The 25,545-nt window shown below is 44.7% G+C and carries 21 protein-coding genes and 6 tRNA genes; 17 read left to right on the top strand and 10 right to left on the bottom strand.

The annotated features are described in order from the left end of the window. Positions 1-99: 99 nt before the first annotated feature. Positions 100-1,038: a nucleoside recognition domain-containing protein gene (locus MSSIT_RS06875; protein ID WP_048171094.1), complete on the top strand. Its 939-nt coding sequence runs from the start codon at positions 100-102 to the stop codon at positions 1,036-1,038. A 982-nt stretch (positions 1,039-2,020) separates the two neighbouring features. After that, positions 2,021-2,473, top strand: coding sequence for a universal stress protein (locus MSSIT_RS06870; RefSeq protein ID WP_048171092.1), 453 nt, complete (start codon positions 2,021-2,023; stop codon positions 2,471-2,473). Between the two features lie 188 nt (positions 2,474-2,661). Here MSSIT_RS06870 and MSSIT_RS06865 read toward each other — a convergent pair whose 3' ends face one another. From MSSIT_RS06865 to lonB, 3 genes are read right to left on the bottom strand one after another with little or no spacing between them, the layout of a single operon-like run. Then, on the bottom strand, positions 2,662-3,972 hold the full coding sequence (locus MSSIT_RS06865; RefSeq protein WP_048171091.1) for a TldD/PmbA family protein: 1,311 nt from the start codon (positions 3,970-3,972) through the stop codon (positions 2,662-2,664). A 2-nt stretch (positions 3,973-3,974) separates the two neighbouring features. Then, a complete protein-coding gene (locus MSSIT_RS06860) occupies positions 3,975-5,315 on the bottom strand; it encodes a TldD/PmbA family protein (protein WP_231590452.1) in 1,341 nt (446 codons plus the stop codon). A gap of 2 nt (positions 5,316-5,317) precedes the next feature. After that, the gene (gene lonB, locus MSSIT_RS06855) at positions 5,318-7,546 is read right to left on the bottom strand and encodes an ATP-dependent protease LonB (RefSeq protein WP_394296904.1); all 2,229 of its coding nucleotides are present in this window, start codon (positions 7,544-7,546) and stop codon (positions 5,318-5,320) included. A 454-nt stretch (positions 7,547-8,000) separates the two neighbouring features. On the opposite strand from lonB, the gene MSSIT_RS06850 reads away from it, so the two are divergent. Continuing rightward, positions 8,001-8,765 carry a tetratricopeptide repeat protein gene (locus MSSIT_RS06850; protein WP_048171086.1) on the top strand — a complete coding sequence of 255 codons (765 nt, stop codon included), beginning with the start codon at positions 8,001-8,003 and terminating at the stop codon, positions 8,763-8,765. Positions 8,766-8,785: 20 nt separating this feature from the next. Here MSSIT_RS06850 and MSSIT_RS06845 read toward each other — a convergent pair whose 3' ends face one another. Further along, positions 8,786-9,226 (bottom strand): hypothetical protein, encoded by a 441-nt coding sequence (locus MSSIT_RS06845; protein WP_048171084.1) that lies wholly within the window; start codon positions 9,224-9,226, stop codon positions 8,786-8,788. A gap of 207 nt (positions 9,227-9,433) precedes the next feature. Here MSSIT_RS06845 and MSSIT_RS06840 point away from each other — a divergent pair, with 207 nt between their 5' ends. Further along, positions 9,434-10,204 (top strand): DUF2225 domain-containing protein, encoded by a 771-nt coding sequence (locus MSSIT_RS06840; RefSeq protein ID WP_048171082.1) that lies wholly within the window; start codon positions 9,434-9,436, stop codon positions 10,202-10,204. A gap of 177 nt (positions 10,205-10,381) precedes the next feature. Next, the gene (locus tag MSSIT_RS21135; protein WP_082088903.1) at positions 10,382-13,138 is read left to right on the top strand and encodes a tetratricopeptide repeat protein; all 2,757 of its coding nucleotides are present in this window, start codon (positions 10,382-10,384) and stop codon (positions 13,136-13,138) included. A 388-nt stretch (positions 13,139-13,526) separates the two neighbouring features. On the opposite strand, the gene MSSIT_RS06830 is transcribed toward MSSIT_RS21135, so the two are convergent. Next, positions 13,527-13,736: a zinc ribbon domain-containing protein gene (locus MSSIT_RS06830; RefSeq protein ID WP_048171080.1), complete on the bottom strand. Its 210-nt coding sequence runs from the start codon at positions 13,734-13,736 to the stop codon at positions 13,527-13,529. A gap of 339 nt (positions 13,737-14,075) precedes the next feature. Here MSSIT_RS06830 and MSSIT_RS06825 point away from each other — a divergent pair, with 339 nt between their 5' ends. The 3 genes from MSSIT_RS06825 (at position 14,076) to comE (ending at position 17,302) form a co-directional block, all read left to right on the top strand. Further along, positions 14,076-14,537: a hypothetical protein gene (locus MSSIT_RS06825; RefSeq protein ID WP_048171078.1), complete on the top strand. Its 462-nt coding sequence runs from the start codon at positions 14,076-14,078 to the stop codon at positions 14,535-14,537. A 243-nt stretch (positions 14,538-14,780) separates the two neighbouring features. After that, positions 14,781-16,031, top strand: a complete 1,251-nt coding sequence (locus MSSIT_RS06820; protein ID WP_048174574.1) for a cysteate synthase — start codon at positions 14,781-14,783, stop codon at positions 16,029-16,031. 104 nt (positions 16,032-16,135) lie between these two features. Beyond that, on the top strand, positions 16,136-17,302 hold the full coding sequence (comE, locus tag MSSIT_RS06815; RefSeq protein WP_048171076.1) for a sulfopyruvate decarboxylase subunit beta: 1,167 nt from the start codon (positions 16,136-16,138) through the stop codon (positions 17,300-17,302). Here comE and MSSIT_RS23985 read toward each other — a convergent pair. Both MSSIT_RS23985 and MSSIT_RS06805 read right to left on the bottom strand, forming a co-directional pair. Then, positions 17,273-17,515, bottom strand: coding sequence for a hypothetical protein (locus MSSIT_RS23985; RefSeq protein ID WP_048171074.1), 243 nt, complete (start codon positions 17,513-17,515; stop codon positions 17,273-17,275). The two genes, comE and MSSIT_RS23985, sit on opposite strands and share 30 nt — an antisense overlap. An 11-nt stretch (positions 17,516-17,526) precedes the next feature. Then, positions 17,527-18,843, bottom strand: a complete 1,317-nt coding sequence (locus MSSIT_RS06805) for a methanogenesis marker 16 metalloprotein (RefSeq protein ID WP_048171072.1) — start codon at positions 18,841-18,843, stop codon at positions 17,527-17,529. A 334-nt stretch (positions 18,844-19,177) separates the two neighbouring features. On the opposite strand from MSSIT_RS06805, the gene MSSIT_RS06800 reads away from it, so the two are divergent. The 8 genes from MSSIT_RS06800 (at position 19,178) to MSSIT_RS06770 (ending at position 20,844) form a co-directional block, all read left to right on the top strand. Then, positions 19,178-19,251: transfer RNA gene (locus MSSIT_RS06800), tRNA-Val, on the top strand. Between the two features lie 138 nt (positions 19,252-19,389). After that, positions 19,390-19,464: transfer RNA gene (locus MSSIT_RS06795), tRNA-Phe, on the top strand. A 25-nt stretch (positions 19,465-19,489) separates the two neighbouring features. Beyond that, a tRNA-Gly gene (locus MSSIT_RS06790) sits at positions 19,490-19,561 on the top strand. A 64-nt stretch (positions 19,562-19,625) separates the two neighbouring features. Continuing rightward, positions 19,626-19,699, top strand: a tRNA-Val gene (locus tag MSSIT_RS06785). A 137-nt stretch (positions 19,700-19,836) separates the two neighbouring features. Next, positions 19,837-19,911, top strand: a tRNA-Phe gene (locus MSSIT_RS06780). Positions 19,912-19,935: 24 nt separating this feature from the next. Further along, a tRNA-Gly gene (locus MSSIT_RS06775) sits at positions 19,936-20,007 on the top strand. Positions 20,008-20,506: 499 nt separating this feature from the next. Continuing rightward, a complete protein-coding gene (locus tag MSSIT_RS25240) occupies positions 20,507-20,635 on the top strand; it encodes a hypothetical protein (RefSeq protein WP_261789059.1) in 129 nt (42 codons plus the stop codon). Further along, positions 20,632-20,844 carry a MoaD/ThiS family protein gene (locus MSSIT_RS06770; RefSeq protein WP_048171069.1) on the top strand — a complete coding sequence of 71 codons (213 nt, stop codon included), beginning with the start codon at positions 20,632-20,634 and terminating at the stop codon, positions 20,842-20,844. Before MSSIT_RS25240 ends, MSSIT_RS06770 begins: the two co-directional genes overlap by 4 nt. A 362-nt stretch (positions 20,845-21,206) precedes the next feature. On the opposite strand, the gene MSSIT_RS06765 is transcribed toward MSSIT_RS06770, so the two are convergent. From MSSIT_RS06765 to MSSIT_RS06755, 3 genes are all read right to left on the bottom strand, one after another. Further along, positions 21,207-21,605, bottom strand: a complete 399-nt coding sequence (locus MSSIT_RS06765) for a transcriptional regulator protein (RefSeq protein WP_048065665.1) — start codon at positions 21,603-21,605, stop codon at positions 21,207-21,209. An 885-nt stretch (positions 21,606-22,490) separates the two neighbouring features. After that, positions 22,491-23,552, bottom strand: coding sequence for a cytochrome c biogenesis protein CcsA (gene ccsA / locus MSSIT_RS06760; protein WP_048171067.1), 1,062 nt, complete (start codon positions 23,550-23,552; stop codon positions 22,491-22,493). A gap of 24 nt (positions 23,553-23,576) precedes the next feature. Further along, a complete protein-coding gene (locus tag MSSIT_RS06755) occupies positions 23,577-24,596 on the bottom strand; it encodes a cytochrome c-type biogenesis CcmF C-terminal domain-containing protein (protein ID WP_048171064.1) in 1,020 nt (339 codons plus the stop codon). 315 nt (positions 24,597-24,911) lie between these two features. Here MSSIT_RS06755 and MSSIT_RS06750 point away from each other — a divergent pair, with 315 nt between their 5' ends. Next, positions 24,912-25,439, top strand: a complete 528-nt coding sequence (locus MSSIT_RS06750) for a CDP-2,3-bis-(O-geranylgeranyl)-sn-glycerol synthase (protein ID WP_048171062.1) — start codon at positions 24,912-24,914, stop codon at positions 25,437-25,439. The last annotated feature ends 106 nt before the right edge of the window (positions 25,440-25,545 follow it).

Below are 25,545 nucleotides of genomic sequence, written 5' to 3'. Positions count from 1 at the left end.
TGTTAAAACATTAACCTCAAAAACAGGAAATTTTCAGGGCAGGAGTCCCGAATTTTTTCGGGATATATTGATTTACCTGCCCGCCCCAAATAAGCTTCAATGATAGAACTTTTTCTCAGTGTACTGGATTTTGCTCTCCCGATACTTGTAATGATTTTTGTGGGGCTTGTAGGTACCAGCGTACTTGTGGAACTCGGCCTTATGCAGAAAATCTCAAAACTTGTGAGCCCTATTTTTGCCTATACGAACCTGCCAGAAACCTGTGCTTCAGCCTTCGTTGTGGCAATCGGGTCTGCTGTTGCTGCAAACAGCATGCTTTTTCAGGCAAAAAAGGAAAACTGCCTTAACGACAGAGAGGTCGTGCTCTGTTCAATGATGAACGCAACCCCTGCCTACTTTCGTGAACTTTTCACCTACCAGATCCCTATAGTACTACCTGCACTCGGGCTCATTGTCGGGGGATTTTACTCTCTTGTATTTGTGGTCACCGCAGTGTTCAAGATCCTGGTAATTGCGGTTGCAAGCAAGCTTTTTCTTGAGGGTGATTCCTGCAAAGCCCCCGAAACCCGGAACACGGAAAAAGTGCCTCTGAAGACAGCGTTAAAACGAGCGTTTAAGAAAGAGTTCAGGGTCTTTCTGAAGATTGCAGGAGTTTACCTTCTGGCAACCACTATCATCTTTGTCCTTCAGGAGCACGGAGCTTTCGAGATATTCAGTGTGCTTCCCCTTGCCGAGTTATTTAAAATCCCCCCTGAGACAATAGTCCCCCTGACGAGTTACGTTGCAAGCCCCATACTAGGGATTTCACTTCTAGGACCCATGATCCATTCTGGAGAAATTACAAATGTGCAGGCAATGATCGTGCTTATGCTAGGTAGCATGTTCATGCTCCCCATCTTTGCTGTCCGCAGCCAGCTCCCGAGAAAAGTAGCTATTTTCGGGACACGCCTTGGGACCCAGATTGTTGCGTATTCTATGGCAATAAGCATGTTTGTAAGGCTCGTAGTTTTGTTATTATTGCTTGGCATGGCTTCCTGATGCCTCGAAGATCTAAGAAAAAAGCATTTCGGGAAGGAATTATTTTACTCGCTTAAAACTTTAGTCGCTTAAAACTCAAATGCCTATTAGATTTTTTTCGGCATGCCTTTTTGAGTTTTACTGACATGCCTTTTGATTTTATTTACTTTTTGGATTTGTACCTGCAATTTTTGGAATTCCTTATATCTTCAAGCCCGGAATGAAATCCGAGATAAAAGATAGGGGAAATTTGAAATCTGCAGCTTTTCAAAACAACAAAAATTTTCCCACATAGTAAAGATTCCCGACAACGGAAAAGTATTTCCTGAAAAGATTTTATTTCATAGGCTACTGTTTAAAAAAACAAGAAGAAAACATCAAAGGAAAGACAAATGGATAAAATTAAACTAAAGTTTACTTGTATAAACTTACAAAAAATGTAAAGAGCAAATTAGTGAACGGGGATTTTTGGAGGAGGTAAAAATATGTTGGATTTGATTATAATCAATATTATTTGATTTTGAGCGTTACCCGTTCACCAAACTCTTCTGACGAAGATCCAGTATATAAACGTTGTGGCATGTAGAAAAGGCAACACCCTTTTGTGCAAGAAAAGAGGGAAAAACACTGAGTTAAGAGAATTTTTATCCTGAAATGGCAGGTTAATAAAAATAGTTAGCGCATAAAACGGAGGAAAGGTGTTTCCGCCTAAAAAATAAAAAACCAGGAATAGGAACAAAAAAGGTAAAAATACCTGCCAAAGATATTTAAATTGGCTGTATTTTAGTTCCGGTGCCGGAAGATATTATAAATTGCTTAGGAATATATGAAAAACGGCATATAATAATTAGCAGGATATGTGTGGAGCAGGTGTGAACTTACATTATGTGTGCACTTACATGCATTATATGGAGATTATGCAGGATAGGCTTCAGAAAACAGAGCTTATCCCGCAATGAGAGGAAAATAACTTTACAGGGAAATAAAAAAGAGGGGGTAAGGTATGAGAGAAGGAACTTATAAGAAAATAATGGTTGCAACCGATGGTTCGGTCCTCGTCAAAAAAGCTGTTGATATGGCGATTGGAATTTCAATGCTTAGCAGAGCTAAACTTTACGCTGTATATGTGTTAGTCCCGATGACCCATCCTGTAAGGGGTTTTGGATGGGAACAGGCTGCAATAGACCATTTCAGAAAGGAAGGAGAGACAGCTACACTTTCTGTGAAGAAAGCTGCTAAAGCTTCCGGAGTGGAAGTGGAACCCGTACTGCTTGAAGGACACCCCGCAGATAAAATAATAGAATTTGCGGAACAGAACGACATTGAAATGATCGTAGTTGGGACCCTTGGGAAAACCGGAATTGACAGGTTCTTGCTCGGGAGCGTAGCTGAAAACGTTGTGAGGCATTCAAAAATACCTGTACTCGTGGTCAGAGGTGAGGTCCCGGAGGAATAAAAACCAAAATCGATAGACAAGAAAAGCAGAATATCCAGACCATAGGTTTATGATTTACATTTATTAAAAAAAGAATTTGACCTCAGGAGTTTACCCGGGGTTAAGTTCCCGGCACCTGAGGACCCTGAAGTCAAAAAAAGCCAGAGTGCAGCGATTCAGGGGATTTCCAGTCCTATTACACTCATATTTTACCCTATTACACTCATGCCGGAAACCCGGATTGAAGGTGTGATTATGCCTCCGACTTTCCTTATATCAAAGCCTGCGCCTGTGATGTTCTTCAGGAGTTCGAAGGCGTTGCCCGAAATCATGAGGGATTTTATGGGTTTGTCCAGGGCTCCGTCCTTGATTGTGAAAGCGTTTCGGGCTTCCACGGAAAAGTCCCCGGAGATTGAGTTTGCGGTATGGGCCCCGATGATCGTGGTTACGAAAATCCCGGAGGCAGTATTTGCAATAATGTCTTCCTGAGGGTAGTCGATAACGAAATTCCTGAGCCCTACTGAGGGGGGGCTTGTATAGGAGGACCTTGAGCCGTTGCCTGTGCTCTTCACACCGGCTTTTCCTGCGGTATAGCTGTCATAGAGATAGGTTTCAAGCACACCGTTTTTAATGACAGTGGTATGCTGCGAAGGAACGCCTTCATCGTCCGAAGCCGCGGTCTCTATGCCTGCTTCAACCAGCCCGTCATCGTAAAGGCACAGTTCCGGAACAGCCACTTCTTCTCCGAGTTTATCGATCAGTCCCGACCTTCCTTTCTGCACGTTGTCCGCATCAAGCGAAGGGGCAAGGGCATCATCGAGGATGTCCGAAAAGGCAAACGGATGAAAGATAACATCGGTTTTCTGCGGCTCGATTTTTATTCCTTCCCTGGACTTCAGTGCAAGGTCGGAAGCATTTTTTCCGAGAGCAAAAAAGTCAATATCAAGGGAGCGGGAAACAGCGAAGTCATAGGCTGTTGAGGTGTCCCCGTTTATGGTAATCACATCTACAAAACCGGATACTGCCGTTGATTTTTCTTCAACTTCTATTCCGTTTGTGTTCAGGATCAAACGCCTGCTCCTTGAGCGGGTAAAGCCTCCGGAAGTAGGAAGCGTACCGGGTATCGCTTTTGTCCCGTCAACGAGTTCTACGGCATAGCCAATACACTCTTCAAGTTCAAGAGCCTCGACCTTTTTGTCGAAGATGCCTGAGACTTCAGGGTACTTCCCGTTGGAAGGGAGCGATACCCAGTCCGGATCATTTTCCCGGACCCGAGCTTCTGCAACCGCAATCTTTACGGCGTTCTCGAGTTCCCTTGCAGAGTTGGTGCTGGCAAAACCCACCGCACCGTTTACAATGGCACGGATTCCCAGTCCTTCCGAAAAACGGTCTTTAGCGTTCTCAAGGGAATCCTTTTTGAAATTGACACCAGTGGAGTGGTTTGAGAAATAATAAATTTCAGCTTCTTCAGCCCCCGCTTCTTCTGCCAGTTTCAGGGCTTTTTTTGCAAGCTCGTACACTTTCAGGCACCTCCTACAAGGGCTTTTGAGATTGCAATATGAGGAGAACCGTCCGATACGGGGACAAGCTGCCCGGCTTTTCCGCATCTTCCGGCGGTCATTTTCAGGTCATTGCCCACAAGGGTTACATGGTTGAGGATCTCAAGGGTCTTGCCGGAGAGAGAAACATCCCTTACAAGCCCGGTAAGCTCTCCATTCCTTATAAGGTACCCTTTTTCGGCATTGAACTGAAAGATACCTTCTCCGGTATTTACCTGCCCGCCCCTTGACCCTACAAGGTACATACCGTCCCTGACTTCTTCCAGCATCTCTTCAAATATGGAATCCCCGTTGTCGATGAAGGTATTGCTCATCCTGACAACAGGCATGGAATAACCCTGTGCCCTGCAGTTTCCGGGAGTACCGCCGAGTTTGGCTGCAGTTTCGCGGGAGTGGAGATAGGAGTTAAAAACTCCGTCCCTGATGATCTCGGTCCTTTTCGATTCGGAACCTTCGGCATCAAAGGGATAATACCCGAACTCATGCAGAGTAGGGTCATCAATGATCGTGACAAGTGGGGATGCTATCTGTTCTCCTATTCTGTTTTCAAGAATAGAGTCCCCTTCAAGCACCAGGTCTGCTTCCGAAGCATGTCCTACGGCTTCATGAGCAAAGACTCCTGCCAGCTCCTGGTCAAGCACCACAGGCATTTCTCCGCCTTTAGGGGTCTTAGCCTTCAGGAGCTCAACTGCGGTCTTTCCTGCTTTTCCTGCAAGTTCGAGAACATTTTCTTTCTCAAAAAGCTCATAACCGTATCCGAAACGGCTCTCCCTACCTGCCTGGTAGACGCCGTTTTCCGAAGCAACCGCAGAAACTGCAAAACCGACATTCAAAAGTTCATATTCGCATTCCAGCCCTTCGGAACTCCGGTACTGGACTTTGAATTCTGATTCGAGATACATTACCTTGGTACTGTGAACGCCTGCAATCTTTGCATGTTCCTCAATACTCTTTAAAAGGTTTACTTTTTCTTCAATTGCAATATCTCTCGGGTCAATCCTTATTTCAGGAAGATCTTTTACACCGGGAGGATTTATGGCTGCAAGTTCGACTTCTTCTTTAGGGGTGCTCGCATTCATAGAAAAAGCAAGTTTTGAGGCAACATCGACCCCGTGTTTGAGGTCTATATCCCCTTCAACAGCCGTATAACCCCAGGAACCCCCGCAAAGGGCTCTTACTCCGGCCCCCTTTGTGAAGTTTCTGGATATTTCTTCGATCTTTCCGTTATCCAGAATGATAGAAGTGGAACTGCCCTCTATCACCCTGCAGTCATAAAATTTAATGTCCTGCATAATACTATTCATGCTCAGTTCCTGCACCCGAAAAGGTTCATAGCCTGTACGGAAGCGGGTGTAACTTCCGGGATATCGAAACTTAGTTTTGTAATATTTTTGAGTTTTTCGATAATTGTGTTCTTCCTGGGACCCACAAGGCTGTGTTCCATTACTTCCGCAATTGAGGAAACAGGAATGATCTGGATCTTTTCCCTGTATGCCTTTTCAACAAGAACGTCTGCCTCGTTGGCTTTTGGTATAATGACTTTTTTCAATCCGGCCTGGGCTGCAGCTTCTATCTTGTAGGTGACCCCGCCAACCGGCAGGACATCTCCCCTGACGGAAAGCGAGCCCGTCATTGCAACAGTCTGGTCCACAGGGATCCTTTCAATAGCAGAGATTACGGCAGTTGCTATTGAAACCGATGCACTGTCCCCTTCCACACCTTCATATGTCCCCACGAACTGGATGTGGACATCGTGACGGGAAATGTCAGTACCTGTCATGTTCTTTATCACTGCGGATACGTTCTGCACGGCTTCCTTTGCAATGGCCTTGAGTTTCCCGGTTGCAATGATCCGGCCTTCGGCTCCTGAGAGTGCAGGCGTAACTTCGGAGACAATGGGGAGTACGATTCCCGAATCTCCACCCATGACTGCAAGTCCGTTGACTCTGCCTACAGCCGAACCTTTCCTCAGGAAGGACTCGTATTCCTTACGCTGTTCGAGGTAGCTGTCTGCAAGCTGCTGTTCGATAGACCTTGCGATCCTCTTTGCTGAAAGCACATGCTCGGCAGTTGTGATCGGAGCCCCTTCGGAGTGAGCGATATCTCCTGCCACACGCACAAGCCCGCCAAGATCACGGAGCTTCAGGGTAAGGTGACCTTTCCTGCCCGCACGCCTTCTGGCCTCCCTGATTACTTCTTCTACTGCCCCTTCGTCAAAGTGAGGAATATGCCCGTCCCTGACGACTTCCTGGGCAACGAAGCGGACCAGTTTCTTCCGGTTTTCGGGAGAGTCTGCCATGGAATCTCGCATGTAGACTTCGTAACCGTAGCCTTTTATCCTCGACCTGAGTGCAGGGTGCATTTTCTGCACGGCATCCAGGTTCCCTGCTGAGACCATGATAAAATCACAGGGCACAGGCTCGGTCTTAACAAGAGCCCCCGAGCTTCTCTCGGACTGGCCGGTAATCGGGTATTCTTTTTCCTGAAGTGCAGTCAGGAGGCTCTGCTGTGACTCAAGTCTCAGAGTATTGATTTCGTCAATGAAAAGCACACCCTTGTGGGCTTTGTGGATATCCCCGGCTTCTACCCTATCGTGGGCAGGAGTCTCAAGTCCTCCGGACTGGAAGGGGTCGTGCCTGACATCTCCAAGCAGAGCGCCTGCATGGGCTCCGGTTGCATCGACGTACGGGGCGTGCTCCTTATCATAATTTGAAACCGCCAACTTCGGAATCATCATTTCCTCTTTGGGCAGGAACTGGCGGGTTAACATGAGAATCATAATGCCTGCAATGATACCCCAGAGCAGTTGGGCGACGAAGTAAGAATAGATGATAATACCTACAACAAAGAGCATCATAAGCATGTTCCGGGCCTGGGCTTTCTTTCTTGCCTCCATCTTGTGAGCCATGACAATTTCTCGGCCCTTCCCGGCGGGAACCTCTCTTATCTTGGGATTGTTAAGGTCTTCCAGGTTAGGATATACAAGGATATCCTTGAGCTCTTCTTTAGGAAGAAGTTCTGCCATTGCCTTTGCAAGCAGGGACTTTCCCGTACCCGGAGTCCCTATCATCATGATGTGCCGCCTCTGACTGGCGGCCTTCCTTACCACTTCCACGGCATGTTCCTGCCCCAGAACCTGGTCAATAAGGAGTTTTGGGACCTCGATGTTCGAAGTGTTTTCAAACTGGAAGCCGATGTCCATATCTTCATCTATTTCTTCACTTAACTCAGACTCGGCCATGACCTGAGTAGACTCATGAGTAGGCTCATCCTGTATCTGATGAGCAGGCTCATCCTGTATCTGATGGGCAGGCTCATCCTGTATCTGATGGGCAGGCTCATCCTGTATCTGATGAGCAGGCTCATCCTGTATCTGATGGGCAGGCTCATCCTGTATCTGATGAGCAGGCTCATCCTGTATCTGGTCGGCCGCAGACGTGTCTAACTTCGGAGCAGACTTCTCCACTACTTCATTGGCTTGCCTGTCCATATTCTCTGAAGACCCGTCTATGTTCTGATTATTGTTATACACCATGGTTAGCTCACATATTCGAACGTTATTTGATAGACGTTATCTGATCGAGATTATATACTTGACGCTTTTGAAAAAACAATAAACTTAATGGTAGAATAATGGACAAAGACGGCTGCTACAATAACAGACTCCTGATGTTACTGCAACCCCATCCATCCTTCAGCTAATTATATAAACTTACGGTATATAAAATTAACCTACCACTATATATACAATATATAGAAACCTTTTATTATATACTATTTGCTGGGGACATTAGAGTAGAAAACTTGATCAGAAAATCAATTGCAAAATTAACCTGTAAGAGGTTTTTAGATATTTTTTACATACCTATGCCGCATCTACTATATATAATTAAACATCATCTTCACAGAAATTTGTGCAGAGGAAATCAGCCTGTGCCTGTAAATCGATATCGACAGCTATTTAAAAAAACAAAGGGGATTTTTCTCATATGGCCAGAAGCAAGGTAAAAAATCTTCTCCTCCTGAAGCAGATCCACAGTGCTGTGACCCAGATCAAGAAAGGAAAACTGGATAAAGCCCTCGATACCCTGGACAAAGCCGAAAAATCTGCAAAACAGGCGAAATCCACGGACGCCCTTTACTATATTCTCTTTACCCGCGGAGGGATCCTTTACTCAGCAAAAGAGTATGACCGGGCTCTTGAAACCTATGAAAAAGCCCTCAAAGTAGGTTCCGAACTATTGGAAAACGACCCGGAAAACACCGATTACCAGCATTACATGGGCACAACCCTGAGTAATATGGGAAATCTCCTCCGGAAAAAAGGCGAAGTTGACAGGGCTGTCGAATCCTATTCCTCTGCCCGTAAAATCTATTCGGACCTCATCACAAAGGACCCCGAAAATGCCGTTTACCGCTCATACGCCGGAGAAAACCTGAACAACTACGGATACCTCCTCCTGGAAGTCGGTTCCCCGGATTCAGCCTGTGAAATTCAGACAGAAGCCGTAGAAATCTATGAAAAACTCTTTGAGGAAAAGCCCGACAACCTCGGCTACCAGGCCGAACTCTCAGTTGCGCTCAGCCAGTTAGGAAGTTGCCTCAAGCAGCAAGCCCCAGAAGATACCGAAAGCGCAAAAAAGACCCTGGAAAGAGCCCTGGAAATGCAGGAAAAACTGCTCACCCAGCAGCCTGAAAATGAAAAGCTTAGAGAAGCAACCACTCTGACAAAAGAGAGGCTGGAAGGGCTTTGAGAATGCAATTACAGGTTTTCTTACAGGTTTTTTCCGGAAAACAGCAGCATATGGACATAGAGCAGAACCATCAGTCCTACCACAAGCCCCCAGACAAACTGAAAAGTAAGATATGAATAAACGCCAAGCACAAGCACAAATAAAGCGAGGAAGATATTTGCCAGCCTGACCCTCCGCTTCATCCCGGCGTCGTGCGGAATCCCGGCTTCGTCTTCGTTCAGATCGCATTCTCTGAAATAACGCTTTTCCTGCTGCATGTAGTAGTAAAGCCTCAGGATGAGGAGATCTATAACTACGCCCCAGAGAAGCTGCCCTATATAAAGAGTGTAGAAAAAGACAGCTGCAACGAGGATAGCTACAAGTATCACGTACAGTTTTTCATATTTGCTTTTTCCAGCAGCTTTACCGTCATCCCTGTCTGAACTGTTATCCCTTTTTTCTTTCTCTGCTTCCCTGTCCATGCTGTCCCCTCTATCCGTACATTCCTTTTCTAATGTCGATAGCAGCAAGATACCCAGAAAACGTGGATTAAAGAAAGGTATAGAATTTCGAACATCTATAATTAAGCTTTTAATAATATATAAAGGAGTTGGGGAAAAGCAGGCATATGGAGGAAAAACAAAGCTGCAGCATAACCTATAAAACATTACAAGCATTTTTGTTAAAATATGTCCGAAACACCCGAGAAATTGAGAGAGGAAGCAGTAAAATATTTTAACGAAACCCTGGACCTGATGCAAAAAGGGGAAAACACTGAAGCCCTCGAATCCCTCCAGAAAGCCGAAATCTCCGCCCAGAAAGCAGAAGACGGACCCATTTTGTTCCACATCCTGAAAGTAAGAGGGCAGCTGCTCCAGTCCCTGGACATGCTTGAAGAAGCCCTCGAAACCTACGCCTTTTCCTTAATTATGAGCGAAAAACTCCTCTCCGAAGATCCGGGAAACAAACTTTACACCGACACCCTCCACCTGAACCTCAACAACCTCGGAAACCTCGGCAATACTTTCCAGAGAATGGGCAACTTTTCTTCCTCAAGACAGGCATATGAAATCGGCATCGAAATCTGCCAGAACCTCCTCGCTTCCTACCCGGAAAACGAATTTTACCGGATGTACGCCGGAAACACCCTCAACAACCTCGGAGAACTGCTTTTCACAATGGGCGAGCCCGATGAAGCAAAAGAAAAATTCGAAGAAGCCCTCAAAACCTATTCCCTCCTCCTCAAAAACTCCCCGGACAACCCCGAATACCTCTCAGACACAGCAATGACCCTCAACAACCTCGGAACCCTCTATTCCGAAAAAGGGCAAAAAGCAGAGGCAAAAGAAAACTTTGAAAAAGCGCTTGATATCCTGAAAAAACTGAGTGAAAAAGAACCGGGGAATGAAAAGCTAAGGGAAGAAGTCAGACTCACGCGGGAAAAGTTTGAAGCGGTTTGAAATTTTCCTTCTCGCAGCCTGAACAGCCTGATTTTCACGAATTTGTACACGCGCCTTCGGAATCCTTTCCTTTTATTCAAAGAAAAAAGGAGAATAATTTCTTATTCTCGAATTTTTTGTAGCAATAGATGCATAAAAAACGCAAAATTTAAGCTACCCTGAATTCATTCTTTTAACATGTCCGGGAGTTTGAGAGATTTAGCGATAGGCCACCTCAATAAGACCATATCCTTGATGCAGAAAGGACAAAACAAAGAAGCTTTAGAAGAACTTGAAAAAGCCGAAGAAGCCGCAAAGCAAGCGAAAGCAAACGACATTCTCATCCATACCATAAATATAAGGGGACAGTTGCTGCTATCCCTCGGCGCTCTCGATGAAGTCCTGAGAATCTGCGGATTTGCTTCAAACTTTTTTGCAGACATCCTTTTAAAAGACCCTGAAGACGAATTTTTCCAGCAAAGCCTTCAGATGAACCTGAACAATATCTTCACTGTCGGCTACTTTTACCAGAACGCAGGAAGATTTCCTCAAGCAAAAAATGCCTACGAAACCGGACTTGGTATCTCTCTAAAACTTCTGCAATCATCCCCTCAAGATGAATTTTTACAAAACTATACCGGAACGATGCTCAACAATTTAGGAACCTTGCTTTCTGATATGGGGCGCATTGAAGACGCGAAAAACAGGTACGAAAAAGCACTAGAGATTTACACGGAACCCATGCAATACCTGACTATAGGCAGGAAGGCAGAGTCGATAATCAGGCTTATTGAGTTAAATACAGAACAGGCGGAAAAGGAAACTAATCCCTACAATCAGATGAAGTGCCTGAGAGAAGCATTTCAAATATGCAAAGAACAGCAGGAGTTTTTTATCAAATATGAGCGAAAGCACGAAAGAAAACTGGTTACAGAAGCCGGGCTGAGTGCATATATCGATTTTTTGATGAAAAATGTGAGGCTTGAAAATAATTCAGAGAAGAGAGCGAAGGAATATGAAAAAGCCCTTCAGGCGATTGAGAAGCTGAAGGAAATGGAAGAGGATGAAACAATTTTAAAATTGTGTTCTTCTACCGCCTGCTACCTCAGAGGAAGAAAACTTGTGAATGAAGCTCTTGCTTCCAGACAGCCTGAACTGGAACTTCTCAGGCAGGCTGTGGAGCAGTTCCAGAACGCAAAAGAAACCTATGAAAAGGCAAATGTGTGCTTCTGCGTATATATCGGGCTGCTTAAGATCCTGGAAGATGTAAATGAACTTGAAGAAGTAAATGTTCCAAAACTGAAAGAACTGGTTAAGAAGGTTCTTGAAACTCTTCCTGAAGATGTTAACCCCAGCATAAGGGTTTCTTTTGAGAATATCCCTCAGATATTTGAAGAAAAAGACAAATTGACACGCAAAGAGCTCCTGAAAAAACTTGATGAAAGAGTCAGTGCAATAGAATACAAGGCACTGGAGAACTTCTTCGGGCATATTCATGAGAAGATAAAAGATTATTTTGAAGAACCTTTCAGCCTAAACTTAATTTATGAAAACTGGAAGCTGGAGGTAATATTTGATGACCCCGAGAAAGTGAAAGGGAAATTGACGATTAAAACCGTTAACAGGATTTTATTCAACAGGGCTCTCAGCAAAGAAGAAATCGAAAAACACCTGCTTGAAATTGATTACCTCAAGATTGGCTACTTCCCGAAGGGAGAAGATGAAATCACTTTCACAACTCCGGGACAGAAAAAACCTGTTTTAAGGCCAATTGACTATTTTGAAAGCGTCGGAAGAGGCAACAAAACCAGAATATTCCAGTGTGATTGCTGCAATGGAGTTTGCGTTGATAGAGATTTGAAGCTCGCAGCTGTTCAGTTAAAGTATAATGCTTATGGAGAAAACTCCGTTGTGAAACTCACAACCGACGATGCCTATCGTCAAAAGGTTATGACGATTCTGGATGCTGTGAAAGATGAAGCGGATATTGTGGTTTTCCCGGAATTCTCCATTCCTTTTGAGTACCTTGAAGAGATTCAGAAATTTGCAGATGAAAATGAGGTTATTGTTGTTGCGGGAAGCCATTATGTGACGGAAGGAAAGCTTGGAGAGTACGGAAAAATATTCAGCCGAGAGTTTGAAGAAGAAGACTTGAGGAAGAATATCTCCCCTGTTGTAATTCCTTCTTCAAAAATAGTACATAACGAAAAGTTGCTTGGAGCGCGAGAAGAGCGTGAAATCTATTTTAAGGAAGGAATGAAAGCCGGGAAAATAAATCACATTTTCAAACTTCGGGACGACCTCCGCGTAGGATTAATGATTTGTTACGAATATCTGAACGCCGATTTAAGAAATCACCTGATTCCTGCCTGTGACGTGATTGTAGTACCTCAGACAAACCCGAGTCCGAAAAGATTCTATGAAACAGCGAAAAACGACATAAACAACCCTCCATGTTCAGGAAACAGAGCATACATAATGGCAAACGGCATATTCACTCTTGAAAAGAATGAGGAAACTCTCGGAGGGTCTACAGGAATCGTTTCAACACTTGACAAGTCCACTTACGGGCAACAGAATGAAGGGATCATAGAACCTGTTGATGAGGTCATGGAACAGTTTATCCTGCTTGCATCAATCAGTAAAGACTTCAATCCTGCAAAGGATACACAGGTGGGGCAGATTCCAATAAAGACAAAACTCATTCACATATTTGAGAAAAACGAAATTTTCAGCTGTTCAGAGGATAAAGGAAAACAGTTCATTCAACTGCTTGAGACAATAGCAGAGTGTAAGGACCGAAATGAGCTAAGAGAAATATTCAACAGCGAAGAAAATAAAGCAACAATAAAGATATTCTCACCGCTCATGCACAAACACATTCAAAACTTGGAAGAGCTTACCCTCGACGAAATGAAGAAAAAATGCTGTTGTATTCTGATCCTTGCAGAATAAAATAGATTATATAATAGGCAAGTCAGGATGAAATGCATCATAACTGGCTGAAAACGCAAAAAAACGCCAAAGATTTAGAAACTGATTCTTCTTTTACTTCATTTTTACGTGCAAACCGCTCTCCTGCGTCGAGCGTGACAAGAACGACCCGATGCAGCGAATATGGTTGTAGGGGTCAGATTATAAGTAATTCAGTCCTCTTGAGCGCAGCGAAAAGGACATCGTGCTCCCGAAACGAAACTCGGGTGGGACATCGTGCTCCCGAAACGAAACTCGGGTGGGACATCGTGCTCCCGAAACGAAACTCGGGAGGGAAAAGTAAATCATCTAAAAATTAAAAAAAGGGTTGTGTAAAAAGTTCCATAGAAGAGTTCCTGATTCGCGGATTTCAGGTGAACAGGTCGAAAATGTTTCCCAGCATACCGCTGTCTGCCTGGTAGAATTCGGTGTATTTGCAGCGTTTGCAGGTGATGTGAGTGAATTTTTTGTTCTGGATGTCGAGGACTTTACTTATGAAACCGCCTGTTGTGCGGATCTCACCGAGAACGTAGGAGTTGTTTCCGCATTTTGGACAGACGAAATTAATATCTTTGCTCATATTTTTATGCCTCACTCTTGTTTTTTAGATAGTTAAAAGAATAAAATAGCTTTATTCTTGCACTATTTAATCTTATTGTATAAATTGGGATAGAAAGGACGAATCCGGGACAAATTAAAAGGGTACAAAAATAAGAGAGATGATTACGGATGAATATGGATGATTATTATATCTTCATTGGATGAGGTTATGCATCATTATAAATTTCATACCTTCATTATGAATTCAGATAAAAAGTTAGTCCGGACATGAAGAGATTAACCGTACTTTTTCCTTAGGGAACGGAATTCGGCAGGAAATAAATATATTAGAAAAGAATACCAATACAGCGTTAGACACATGAAAGTTAAAGCTATAATTACGATCGCCCTGATCATCTCGGCTGTTTTGATGGCTGTAAGAGTCACGCCCGGAATTAATACGAATCAGTTCAGGGAAGGAAAATATATTCATCTTGATAGTATGGTAATTGAATTTGATAAGACTGACGCGGATGTCCAGATAAATTACCACCTCAGTCCCTTCGCTCAAGTTTACATTTTCCTGTTCGGAAGCAAACATCTTGAACCTAAAATAGAAGAGATTTTTTTTGATTTTGACAATGTGGAGATCCAGAAAATAGGAAGGACAAATGCCCAGATATGGATAGGAAACATCTCACGGGAGAGCGATAAACACTATCTTCATGACTCCAAAGAATTAGGACTGGAACCGGATGTACTTACTCTTGTTTACCCGGACAGGACCAGAAAAAATATCGAACATGCAAAGGAAACTACAGATACTTTTTACCCCAAATGAGTTTGAGCTAAAGATTTCAATTTATTACATTTTTATTCACCTTCCGTATATTGTTTCTTCCCAGGTTCTTGCCCGCGGCTTGCAAGCTTATTTTTTGAAAATTCTCATTCCGCTGCCTTCCATTTAGTACGATCTACTGGCCGGATAAGACGATATATTTTAAATAATGACACATAAAGGAAATTAAGTCCGGAATTCAGGAACATATATGTAGCAAAAGAAACCCAATTTTCTTTGATAGCAATGGGAAGATTCATATTAAAATGTCTGAAATGCGGCAGAGAATACGGCCAGGAATACAGGCTGACCTGTGAGGATGACGACTCCTTGTTACGGGCGGAATACCTTGAAAAAAAGCTTGAGCTGAGAAAGCAGCCAGGGATAGGCAGGTTTCACTCCTGGCTCCCGGTGCAGGAAGAGCTTACTACCGAAGCCGGTCCCGTCACGTACAAAAGTGAAGCTCTTGCGAGGGAACTTGGACTTTCGAACCTGTACATAGGGTTCAGCGGGTACTGGCCTGAGAAAGGAGCTTTTATCAAGACCTGCAGTTTCAAAGAACTCGAAGCCCATCCTACGATGCAGCTTCTCAAGGAAACCGAAGGAAAAGCCATTGTTCTTGCCTCTGCAGGAAATACTGGGAGGGCTTTTGCACACGTTTCGGCGCTTACGGGAACCGATGTTTATATCGTGGTCCCCGACCCAGGCATCCCGAAGCTCTGGCTGCCTGAAGAACCGACCGATTCAATTCACCTTATCAGCATGACTCCGGGGAACGATTACACCGATGCTATCAATCTTGCAGGAAGAATTGCAAAACTTCCGGGAATGGTCCCTGAAGGAGGAGCCAGGAATGTTGCCAGAAGAGAAGGAATGGGCACTGTAATGCTTGATGCGGCCGTAACCATAGGAAGGATGCCTGACCACTACTTCCAGGCTGTCGGAAGCGGGACGGGAGGAATCTCAGCCTGGGAAGCATCTCTTCGCCTCAGGGAAGACGGAAGTTTCGGTTCCAGGCTTCCAAAGCTCCAGCTTGCCCAGAACCTTCCCTTCGTCCCCATGTATAATGCATGGCATGCAGGCAGAAGAGAGATCATTCCCGAAATTGACATGAAAGATGCAAAGAAGCAGATCGAAGAGACCTATGCCACTGTGCTTACCAACCGGGCACCGCCCTACTCCGTGACAGGCGGGCTCTATGATGCACTTGTCGATACGGACGGAATAATGTATGCAGTAACTAAAGAAGAAGCCCTTGACGCAAAAGCGCTTTTTGAGTCCCTTGAAGGAATAGACATCCTGCCTCCATCCACCGTTGCTGTTGCCTCCCTCTTAAAAGCCGTGGAAGTCGGAAATGTCGGAAAGGACGACACCATTCTCCTGAATATTGCAGGCGGAGGTTTCAAGCGGCTGAAGGAAGACTTCACACTATTCCAGATTGAACCTGAAATTACTGTCTCGAACCCGGATGTGCCGCTTGAGGAACTGAAGCTCTGAGTTCCTGCGGGCTCTTATCGAAATCCTGAATCAGTAAAGAAAAAAACAGAAGATAAACTCAACAAAGGGAAAAATAAACTCAAGATATATGCATGGTAAGAGGTATGTACGTGGTAAACCCGGAAGAAGAAGTAATAGAAATCATGAAAAAAACAGGTATTGACCTTGCTGCAACGCTTCCCTGCGACCGGATCAAGAACCTGCTCCCCCTGGTTTCGGAAAATTTTCCTGAAATCAAACTGACCAGGGAAGAAAACGGGGTAGGGATCTGCGCTGGAGCTTACCTTGCAGGAGGAAAGCCCATGATGCTCATCCAGAGCACAGGGCTTGGGAACATGATCAATGCCCTTGAGTCCCTTAACGTAATCTGCAAAATCCCCCTGCCTGTCCTTACAAGCTGGCGCGGCGTTTACAAAGAAGGTATCGAAGCCCAGGTCCCCCTGGGAGTCCACCTCCCCGGGATTCTTGAAGGAGCAGGGATCGCATATACAACCATAGACGGTCCTGAAAAAATTGGGCTCCTTGAGGAGGTCATAAGGGACGCATACGAAAACCTCCGCCCTCACGTTGCCCTGGTCTCGCCCAGGACCTGGGAAGGATCCAGCTGCTGTGCCTGGGATACCCAGAAAGCTCCGAAAACACCAGAGAAAGAAAAGGTCTGCAAATTCCGCCTGACCCAAAAGGTCCTGGAGCCCCGCATGATCCGAAACGATGCCATCTCTGCCGTGGCTACCGAACTGGACGGGGAACTCACCGTAACAAACCTGGGAGTACCCTGTAAGGAACTCTACGCTGCGAGGGATAGGGACCTTAACTTTTACATGTTCGGATCAATGGGACTGACCACCTCCATAGGACTTGGGATTGCCCTGCGCACGGACCGACAGGTTGTGGTATTTGATGGAGACGGAAGCCTCCTAATGAACCCAAACGCTCTCCTGGAAGTCGGCAGGGAAGCACCGGAAAACCTTACCATCCTCGCCCTTGACAACGGGGCCTACGGCTCTACAGGTTCCCAGGAAACCTGTGCGCTTCGCTACATTGACCTGGAAATCCTGGCAAACGCCTGCGGGATACAGAACACGCATAAGGTCAACGCGGAAGAGGAGCTCGTATACCTGTACAAAGATTCCCTGAACGCCAGGCAGACATCGTTTATTCATGTGATCCTTAAGCCGGGAAACACAAAAGCCCCAAATATCCCTCTGAGTCCCGAAGATGTAACAAAACGCTTCATGGAATCACTGAAAAAAGATCAAAACAAAAGTTAAAACCCCTGAAACTTCAACGTATTGTAAGACAAAAATATGAAGGACAATGAGGCGAGCCAAAAAAGGTGCAACAAATCTTAAAGCACCTGTTTCATCCGCCTTTAGTTCCCATAAATTCAAAGGCACCAGATTTTTTGGCACCAGATTTTTTGGCACCAGATTTTTTGATTCATCCAGAGTTTCTGGATTTATCAGGGGTTCCGAATTCTCCAAAGGTTTCGGGTTTATTCTCTCCAGCTTATTTTCTCCACCGGTTCCTTGAGCCTGAATTTTCCTGAAAGGACCTGAGCCTTAAGCTCTTCTGCGGCTTTTACCGCTCTTGCCCGGTCTGACTGGCGCAGGGTTACTTTGATATCTCTGAAGCAGCCTCCGACTGCACAGCTGACAGTCCCGAGCTTTGCGCTGAAGGCTTCTCCTTTGCACCTTGAGATACAGAGTCCGCAGTTAAAACAAAGTTCCGGGTTGTGCACTGCTCCATTTTCTCCTTTGCTGACTGCCCCCATAGGGCATGCTTCGGCCACGCAGCAGACCTTGCAGTCAATGCATTTTTCTGGCTCGTATATTACACTCAGGTCGGCGTTATCCCAGACGTCCCCGTAGGTGATCTCGCAAAGAGGGAGCCTGCCTGCAAGGTCTACCAGTTTGAGCGGAATCTGGCTGTCCAGCTGAAGGATATGTTTCAGCATTTCCCGGGAAAGGACAGGGATGGGGACCGCCCAGGTGTTGATAATTTCGGGACCTGCTGAGGTTGCAAAGCCTCCCATATACTCTGGAGTCATGTCATGAAGATCTGCAAAACCCGTAAGGTTGGGATTATCCGGAGCACTGCGGGTACCCTGACCCGTAACGAACCCTTCGGCCCCGTTAATCAGGACTCTTGTCCCGATTCCTATTGTCTCAAGTTTTGGGTCATTTTGAATCGGGTTTAACTCACCGCAGCCGCAGAAGGTCAGTTCCCTGAACTCGCCTTCAAAGGGCAGAGCATGGAAAATTGTTTTAATAGCCTCTTTTCCCGGGTTTACGAATGCCCGGTAGTTTTTGAAGGCATGTCTTGTCGCATAAAGCCGCGCAAAAGGCATCTCGAAAAGACGGGTCTCGACTGAAAAAAAGTCTCCTCCACTTGTGGTTACGTCCACAGTAATGCTCTTTCCTTCGACCAGATCCCTGAAAAGGTGCCCGCCTCCGTAGCGAGGATCTGTTTCACTGTGAGCTGTCCCGAGTACGATAAGGTCCAGGACCCCAAGCCTTTCGTTCGGGCAGGGCCCGACTACTGCCGGCACTCCGTTCAGCAGGACTTTAGAAGCTTTTACAAAAGAATCGGGTTCGGAAACTTTGAAGGAAAAGACCGCATACGTTCCGCTCATGATCCCGCGAGTTGCGGTAGTTACGACATCAATGTCTTCAAACCTGATTTTTTCCCCTGCCCTGACCTTTGAGCCGATTTCCTCAGCCGTAAGGACAACAGCTTCTCCAGCGTCGATTTTTGCCTGGATTTCCTGGATTGTCCGGGGTTTTTCTGTGTTATCCGATGCTCCGTTCATATTACCCTCAGCGGAATTATTACATTCATTCTATTTTAGAGGCGTGTTCATTCTATTTTATAGGACAGGTCTTCCGGAAGCAATCAATTGGGAGAGGACAGGGAATAGGCAGAGAATATTTTGAGACATTCATGAGGTAGAGCAGGAACTATAAGTTGATAACCCGGAAAACGGAGCTAGAACTAAAGATTCTTTGCAAAACCTGTAAAATTTTTGCTTTCCTGGGGTTGATTCGAATAGAAAAAACGCGAACCACCCAAAACTTATATAAATGATGATGCGTACTATGGTGTTGCACTTCGGTGCAAGAAACAGAAGCGATACACATGGTAAAGGGCTCGTGGTCTAGACGGTTATGACGTCGCCTTGACATGGCGGAGGTCCTGAGTTCGAATCTCAGCGGGCCCACTGAAAAATACCTAAGTATACCCAAAAACGGTTAAAATCTTTCCTGAGTTATTTCAGGAAGGAAAAAAACTAAAAATCACTGATATCTCTTTTAAAGATCAATTCCGAAAGAGCGATTCAGCAGTAGATTATCTGCCTGCCCAGGTAGCTCAGTGGGAGAGCGCTGCCCTGAAGAGGCAGTTGTCCCCGGTTCGAATCCGGGTCTGGGCACCATAAAAACGAAAAAGAAAAATAGAGAACATCAGTAGTGTAGCGGTCATCACCGGGCGTTGCCAACGCTCGAACCCGGGTTCGAATCCCGGCTGGTGTATAACTTTTTTAAGACCTTATTCCAAACACATTTTGTAATAAGGAGTGAAGACATGCATCTTGGAGGGCTCGTGGTCTAGACGGTTATGACGTCGCCTTGACATGGCGGAGGTCCTGAGTTCGAATCTCAGCGGGCCCACTGAAAAATACCTAAGTATACCCAAAAACGGTTAAAATCTTTCCTGAGTTGTTTCAGGAAGGAAAGAAACTAAAAATCACCGTATCTCTTTTAAAGATCAATTCCGAAAGAGCGATTCAGCAGTAGATTATCTGCCTGCCCAGGTAGCTCAGTGGGAGAGCGCTGCCCTGAAGAGGCAGTTGTCCCCGGTTCGAATCCGGGTCTGGGCACCATAAAAACGAAAAGAAAAATAGAGAACATCAGTAGTGTAGCGGTCATCACCGGGCGTTGCCAACGCTCGAACCCGGGTTCGAATCCCGGCTGGTGTATAACTTTTTTGATTGATTTTTCAGCCCATTTTCCTTATTATTTAACTTTTCGCTTATCTACCCGTCCATTATCAGGCCCACCTCCTCAAAAATTAAATTATTGCCGAACAGCAGATATCGAACAACAGATATAATATTGAACCGTAGGCATTAAAATGTGCATTTTTCATAAGATAGCTGATTCCCGATCAGATATTCTCAAATTTTATTTTAAAATAGAAATTCTGAACATATTATGTCAATAATTCAAACGAGATCAGCTACAATGTTAACATATACATTTTGTTAGGAATAAAGATACGTTGTACTTCTAACAACTGAAAATGAAGAAATGTTAACCAAAGTATCGTTAACCAAAAGGTTAATTAAAACAGAAAATCATTATGATATTGGATATAAATCTCTAAAATATGACAGATTCCTGAAAAACAACAGAGTCTGCTTGGAGAGATTATACCCACTATGTTGCAAACCTGAAAAATCGTAAGGAGATTTGAACATGACCGGAAAGTTCCAGAAAAGAAATGCAGAACGTAAAGGCATCAGAAAAGAATATGAACTGGAGCAGAAGTTAATCAAGGAAATTGTAGACGAAATTCAGGTAAGCGGCGGTGGAACACTAGATTGAGTAAAAGGTTACACGTAACAATTCAAGCTGGAGAAATTTCCGAGCAGATCGTAGAAGTGGCAGAAAGCGCTACCTACGAAGACCTGCTTGATAAGCTGAATATAAATCAGGAAACAGTACTTGTATTAAACGAAGGGAATGCGGTTCCCCTTGACGGGGCTGTAAATTCCGATAGGCTTACAATCCTTAAAGTTGTTACAGGTGGCTGACCTGCCCTCAAAGGGCAGGGTTCCTTCTTTATTGCAACTGATTTTCCCCCATTTTTGAAAGATTCATAAGGTTACTTTTCTATTCTGGCACCCTTCAATAACGCTTATTCTCAACTAGATATTCTTTAAGAATTTCATATTCATCGTGAATTCAAATGACTGGAAGGTTTGTAAAGAGAAAGAGCAAGAAGTAAAAAGCGGAAAAAAACCGAAAATGAAGGGAGAAACAGAAGAACAAAAAGAGGAAAAGAACCTGCAAGAGGCAAAATAAGAGAAATTAATCAAGAAGGATTTGATTTCCATAATGGTGAGTTCCGGGAAGGATTGTCAGCCATTATGGATCTAACCCTTTTGGAGAGCCTTTATTTTGTGGGTGTTAAAGGCACCTTTTTGCTCATAACCTTCAGTTTTTTAATTGCTGAGATCGTTGCCTGAGATTCCTTATAGATTTTATCCTCATAGTAGCTTATAATCTCATCAACAGGAGCTGCAAGGGAATAGATTTTTATCGGGCGCCCTTTACCGGGTTTCTTTTCCGAACGTACATTAACCCAGGACTGGTTCCGCATCAGCCTCATTGCAAGACTTACTTCGGGTTGCCTCAGTCCAGTACTAATTTCAATTTCACGGGATGAAGCTTCGTCGACATTCATAAGATATGCCATAGTTGTAGCAACATTTCTTGACATCCCGAGGTTCCTTAACGTTTCAATAAAAATGTGGTCGTTTTCGTCCAGCACTTTTACTTCATAGTCTTTCATGATAACCCCTTCATTTTCCAATTTTTATAAATTAATCTGCCAGCTAAAGAATATCACAGTAATTATGCCCAGACCTTGAAGGGTAGCTTTCATAAACACCGCGTAAAGCCGACAACAACTTCCAAAATTTAACACCGTATATATATTTATATGGTGCCCTATCCCGTTTTAAAACATTAAATTAAATAAAAAGCGTTTTTTCACAATCTAGCGAATTGTTTACGTTTTAAACCCTGCAACCGGTTATCAAAAATAAACGTAACACATTTTCATAACCAATTACCAGAGAATCGTTTTGTTAAATTGATGGGAAGAGACGCATAGGTTCATCAATTAAACCTGTATACGTATATAATTAGAAGGTTATTCATCTCCAACAATTAATAATGTACTCATACTATTTAAAGTTGTATATATTAAAAGGGAATTGAAAAACTTTCAACCACACCTGACATTAGCAGTTGTAAAAAAATAATCAAATGTAGGAGGCATAATAATCCAATTATTCGGATAAAAACCTGAAGAAATCACAACAAAAATATTATAATTGTACAGATCAAAAAAATTATAGAAAGACATCCTGCCAATAAAACGTCAAGGATAATTTAGAAATGTTTATATCCTGATTCTGACGCAGATCAAAAAATTGTCCTGAAAAAACGGAGAAATCTGTGGCAATCTTCCCAACTTATGTGAGACTTTTCCTGAAAGTATTCAAGCAGGGCAAAAATAGAAAAAGATAGGAAATCCGGAAAAAAACTAAAAAGAAGTAAAAATTCCGGGAAAAGTAAAACCCAAAAAAGGCTAAAATTTCATGCAGCCCCTGAGATTCCATGTAGCGCTTCATGTAGCGTTTTTTTCCCGGAAATATGATTTTTGTTAAACTTAGTCCTCGCTAAAATACTTTCTGGCAAGAAGAACCGCACTCGAACCTATAAGGACCACCAGAAAGAGAGCAATTATTGTCCCTTCCATTGTGAAGTCCTGCCAGGAATGCACGGATACCCAAAGCCCGCTTCTTGTGACAAAGGTCGAGAAGATAACCAGAATAAAGGATACAAGTGCTAGCATAGGGAGCAGGAAACCATACTCCCCCTGTCGGACCCTGAGCTTTGCGTGCAGATAAGCCGTTGCCGTAAGCCAGGGGATCAGGGAAGAAGTCTCTACCGGGTCCCAGGTCCAGTACCAGGCTCCCCAGCCAAGCACCTCATACGCCCAGAAGGCCCCGAAGCCTATCCCGAGGGTGAGAAAGAGCCAGGAGACACGCATCCAGCCTGTTGCAAGTTCCGACCAACGGCTATCCCTAAGGACAAGACCTCCGATTGCAGCAGAGAACGGGAGAGTGAAAGCTGCGTATCCAAGGAACAGGAGAGGAGGATGGATAGCCATCCAGGGATTCCTAAGCAGAGGGTTCATACCCTGCCCATAAGAAACAACGAAAGGTTCCGCAAAGAGGTTCCAGTTTGTAACATCAGGCACTCCCGTACCTGTGTAATAATACATGGAAAACGGATTTTTCAACGCCAGGAGCAACAGGAATACCGAGGCTACAAAGAGCGAAACCGACCTCATAAGTGAAAAAAGCTCGGTCTCCCGGAGGACTTTCCCGGTACCTGTAAAACGCGTTATTGCAAGCATTACAAAGATAAAGCCCGTCCAGATCAAAAAAGAGCCTTCCTGCCCTGCCCAGAGCGCGGAAAGCCTGTAGTGCCAGGCAAGGTCGGTGCTTGAGTGCTGAAAGACGTAACTGTATTGAGTATCCACACCAAGCAGGTGGGAAGCAAGCAGGAATATCGAGATCACCAGTCCAGCCCCTGCGAGAAGTTCCAGTTTTTCGGAAAGAACCCGAAACTTCCTGGCCTGCCCGAAGAAGTACAGCAGGGAGGTTAAAAAAGCAAGCAGTCCGGAAGCCCCCGCTATCCAGATGAGTCCCATTCCGGTATTCATACGATCACCATCTGCACACCCGTCTCATACATTTTTTTTGCTAACGCGCTTTTTTTTGCTGTCATTTTTGATTCCTTTTACCTGAGCCCCTTTTTCAGAAGTAAGGGTTCCGGAAAGGCCGCTTCCGGGGGCACCTTTTTCCCCTGCAAGAGAGTCTGAGATGAAGAGTAAGAGGATACCAAGCACCATCAAATAAAACCCTCCCCAGAGAGAAGTCATGAAGGGGACCTTCCGTACATAAAGTTCCACGGTCTGGGTTTTTGTATCCACGGATTTGGGGGCGATAAAGAGTTCTTCCAGAAGCCCTCTGTGAATATAGGTTTCGGTGTAGGACTGTTCCCATTTGAAGTCGCTTATGTACCTGACCTGTCCGCTGTCAAAAGGCTGTCCCCACCTGTACACATCGAAATATACGGTACTTACATAAGCCGAGCCAGGGTAGCTCCCGTAAGGAGCCCCTTCGATTCCCGAAGTGATGTTGGTAACCTGAATGCTGTACCCCATGTCCTGGAAAGTGCCCACCTCTCCCACAGGGACAGCAGCAGAGTCTTCAAGCTTCATGTTGGTGCTGAAGAGAATGCCAACAAGGAGCAGGACTACCCCAAGGTGAATAATATGAGAGCCTGCCCTCCGAAGAGTTCCTTTCAGGGTCTTTTCCTTCGAAGAAAGCAGCCTGTACATAACCGCAAAGAGAGCCACTGCGAGGAGTGAAAACGAGATATTGACAGGCAGACTTGAAAACGGAGAAAAAACAACCGAAAGTGCGGAACCTGCAACTCCGAGCCCGAGCGCAAGAAGGGCTTCCTTTCTCCCTGCACTCCCGAGCAGGAGGCACAGGGTCAAAAGCATTACGAGGGCAAGGGTAGGCAGGGCTGCCCGCAGATTAAAATAGGCAGAATCAAGCAGGATTTCTTCTCCTGTACTGACCCTCACGATAAATGGGGTTAAAAGCCCCATCGTTATCAGAGCGGCAAGCAGCACCAGCATGGAGACTGTAGCAAATATGGTGCTGCGAACTGTGAGAACATCGTTTAGCTTTTTCATAAAAAACCTTGAGAAAGTGAATGAAAAATAAAACTTCATAAAATAAATACAATTAAATAGGGACTAATATTTACTTAAACGCCCATTATTTAAAAGTAACTAAAAAAGTCGCAGGATAAAGGGCGAGGAGAACGGAAAATAATTATATTTCTCCCCCTGCAAGCAAGCCATACAAAAAAATAAAAAGAATAAGGATATGGAAGAAAGTTAACTTCTGCCTCAGAAAAGAATAAACCGGAAATTAGAGCGTTATTAAAAATTAGAAAGTTAAGAGTTGATACTACGATCGAGCTAATAATCAAGGCATTCTGGCTGATGCTTCCGGCCTACCTCTCCAATCCCTTCGCAGCCGTCTTCGGAGGAGGAAAGCCTATCGACGGGGGCAGGACTTATAAGGACGGGAGAAGGATTCTAGGAGACGGGAAGACCTACAGAGGACTCTTTTCAGGCATATTTTGCGGGTTTCTTGCAGGATGCATTGAGATATGGCTGAGTATGAGGGGTTTTGAGATCATGGGAATCAAAATGCCTACCTTTGGCCCGGATTATGCAACCGCTCTGATTGTTGTTCTTGCTCTTGCCTCCGGCGCCCTGTTCGGAGATATGTTCAAGAGCTTTTTCAAGCGCAGGATGGGTCTTAAAAGGGGAGCGTCCCTGCCTCTTGTAGACCAGCTGGATTTCGTTGTAGGAGCCTGGGTTTTCACATACCTTGTAGCCCCGGAATGGTTCGTGAGCAATTTCACAACCGGGATCGCGCTTACAGTCCTCATAATGACCCCTCTGCTCCATCTTACAACAAACATAATCGGATACTTTATAGGGGTCAAGAAAGAACCCTGGTAAAATTCACCGGGAAAAATTAATGAGCCCCACATGAGAAGAAGATCCTGTAGAAGGAAGACCCTGTAGAAGAGAAAAACTTGAGAAAATGGAAAAAACTACTGGTGAG

The sequence above is a fragment of the Methanosarcina siciliae T4/M genome (assembly GCF_000970085.1).
In the GTDB taxonomy this organism is placed as follows: Archaea; Halobacteriota; Methanosarcinia; order Methanosarcinales; family Methanosarcinaceae; genus Methanosarcina; species Methanosarcina siciliae.
The sequence above is the reverse complement of the archived record's forward strand: the minus strand, read 5'-3'. Positions and strand labels throughout refer to the sequence as shown.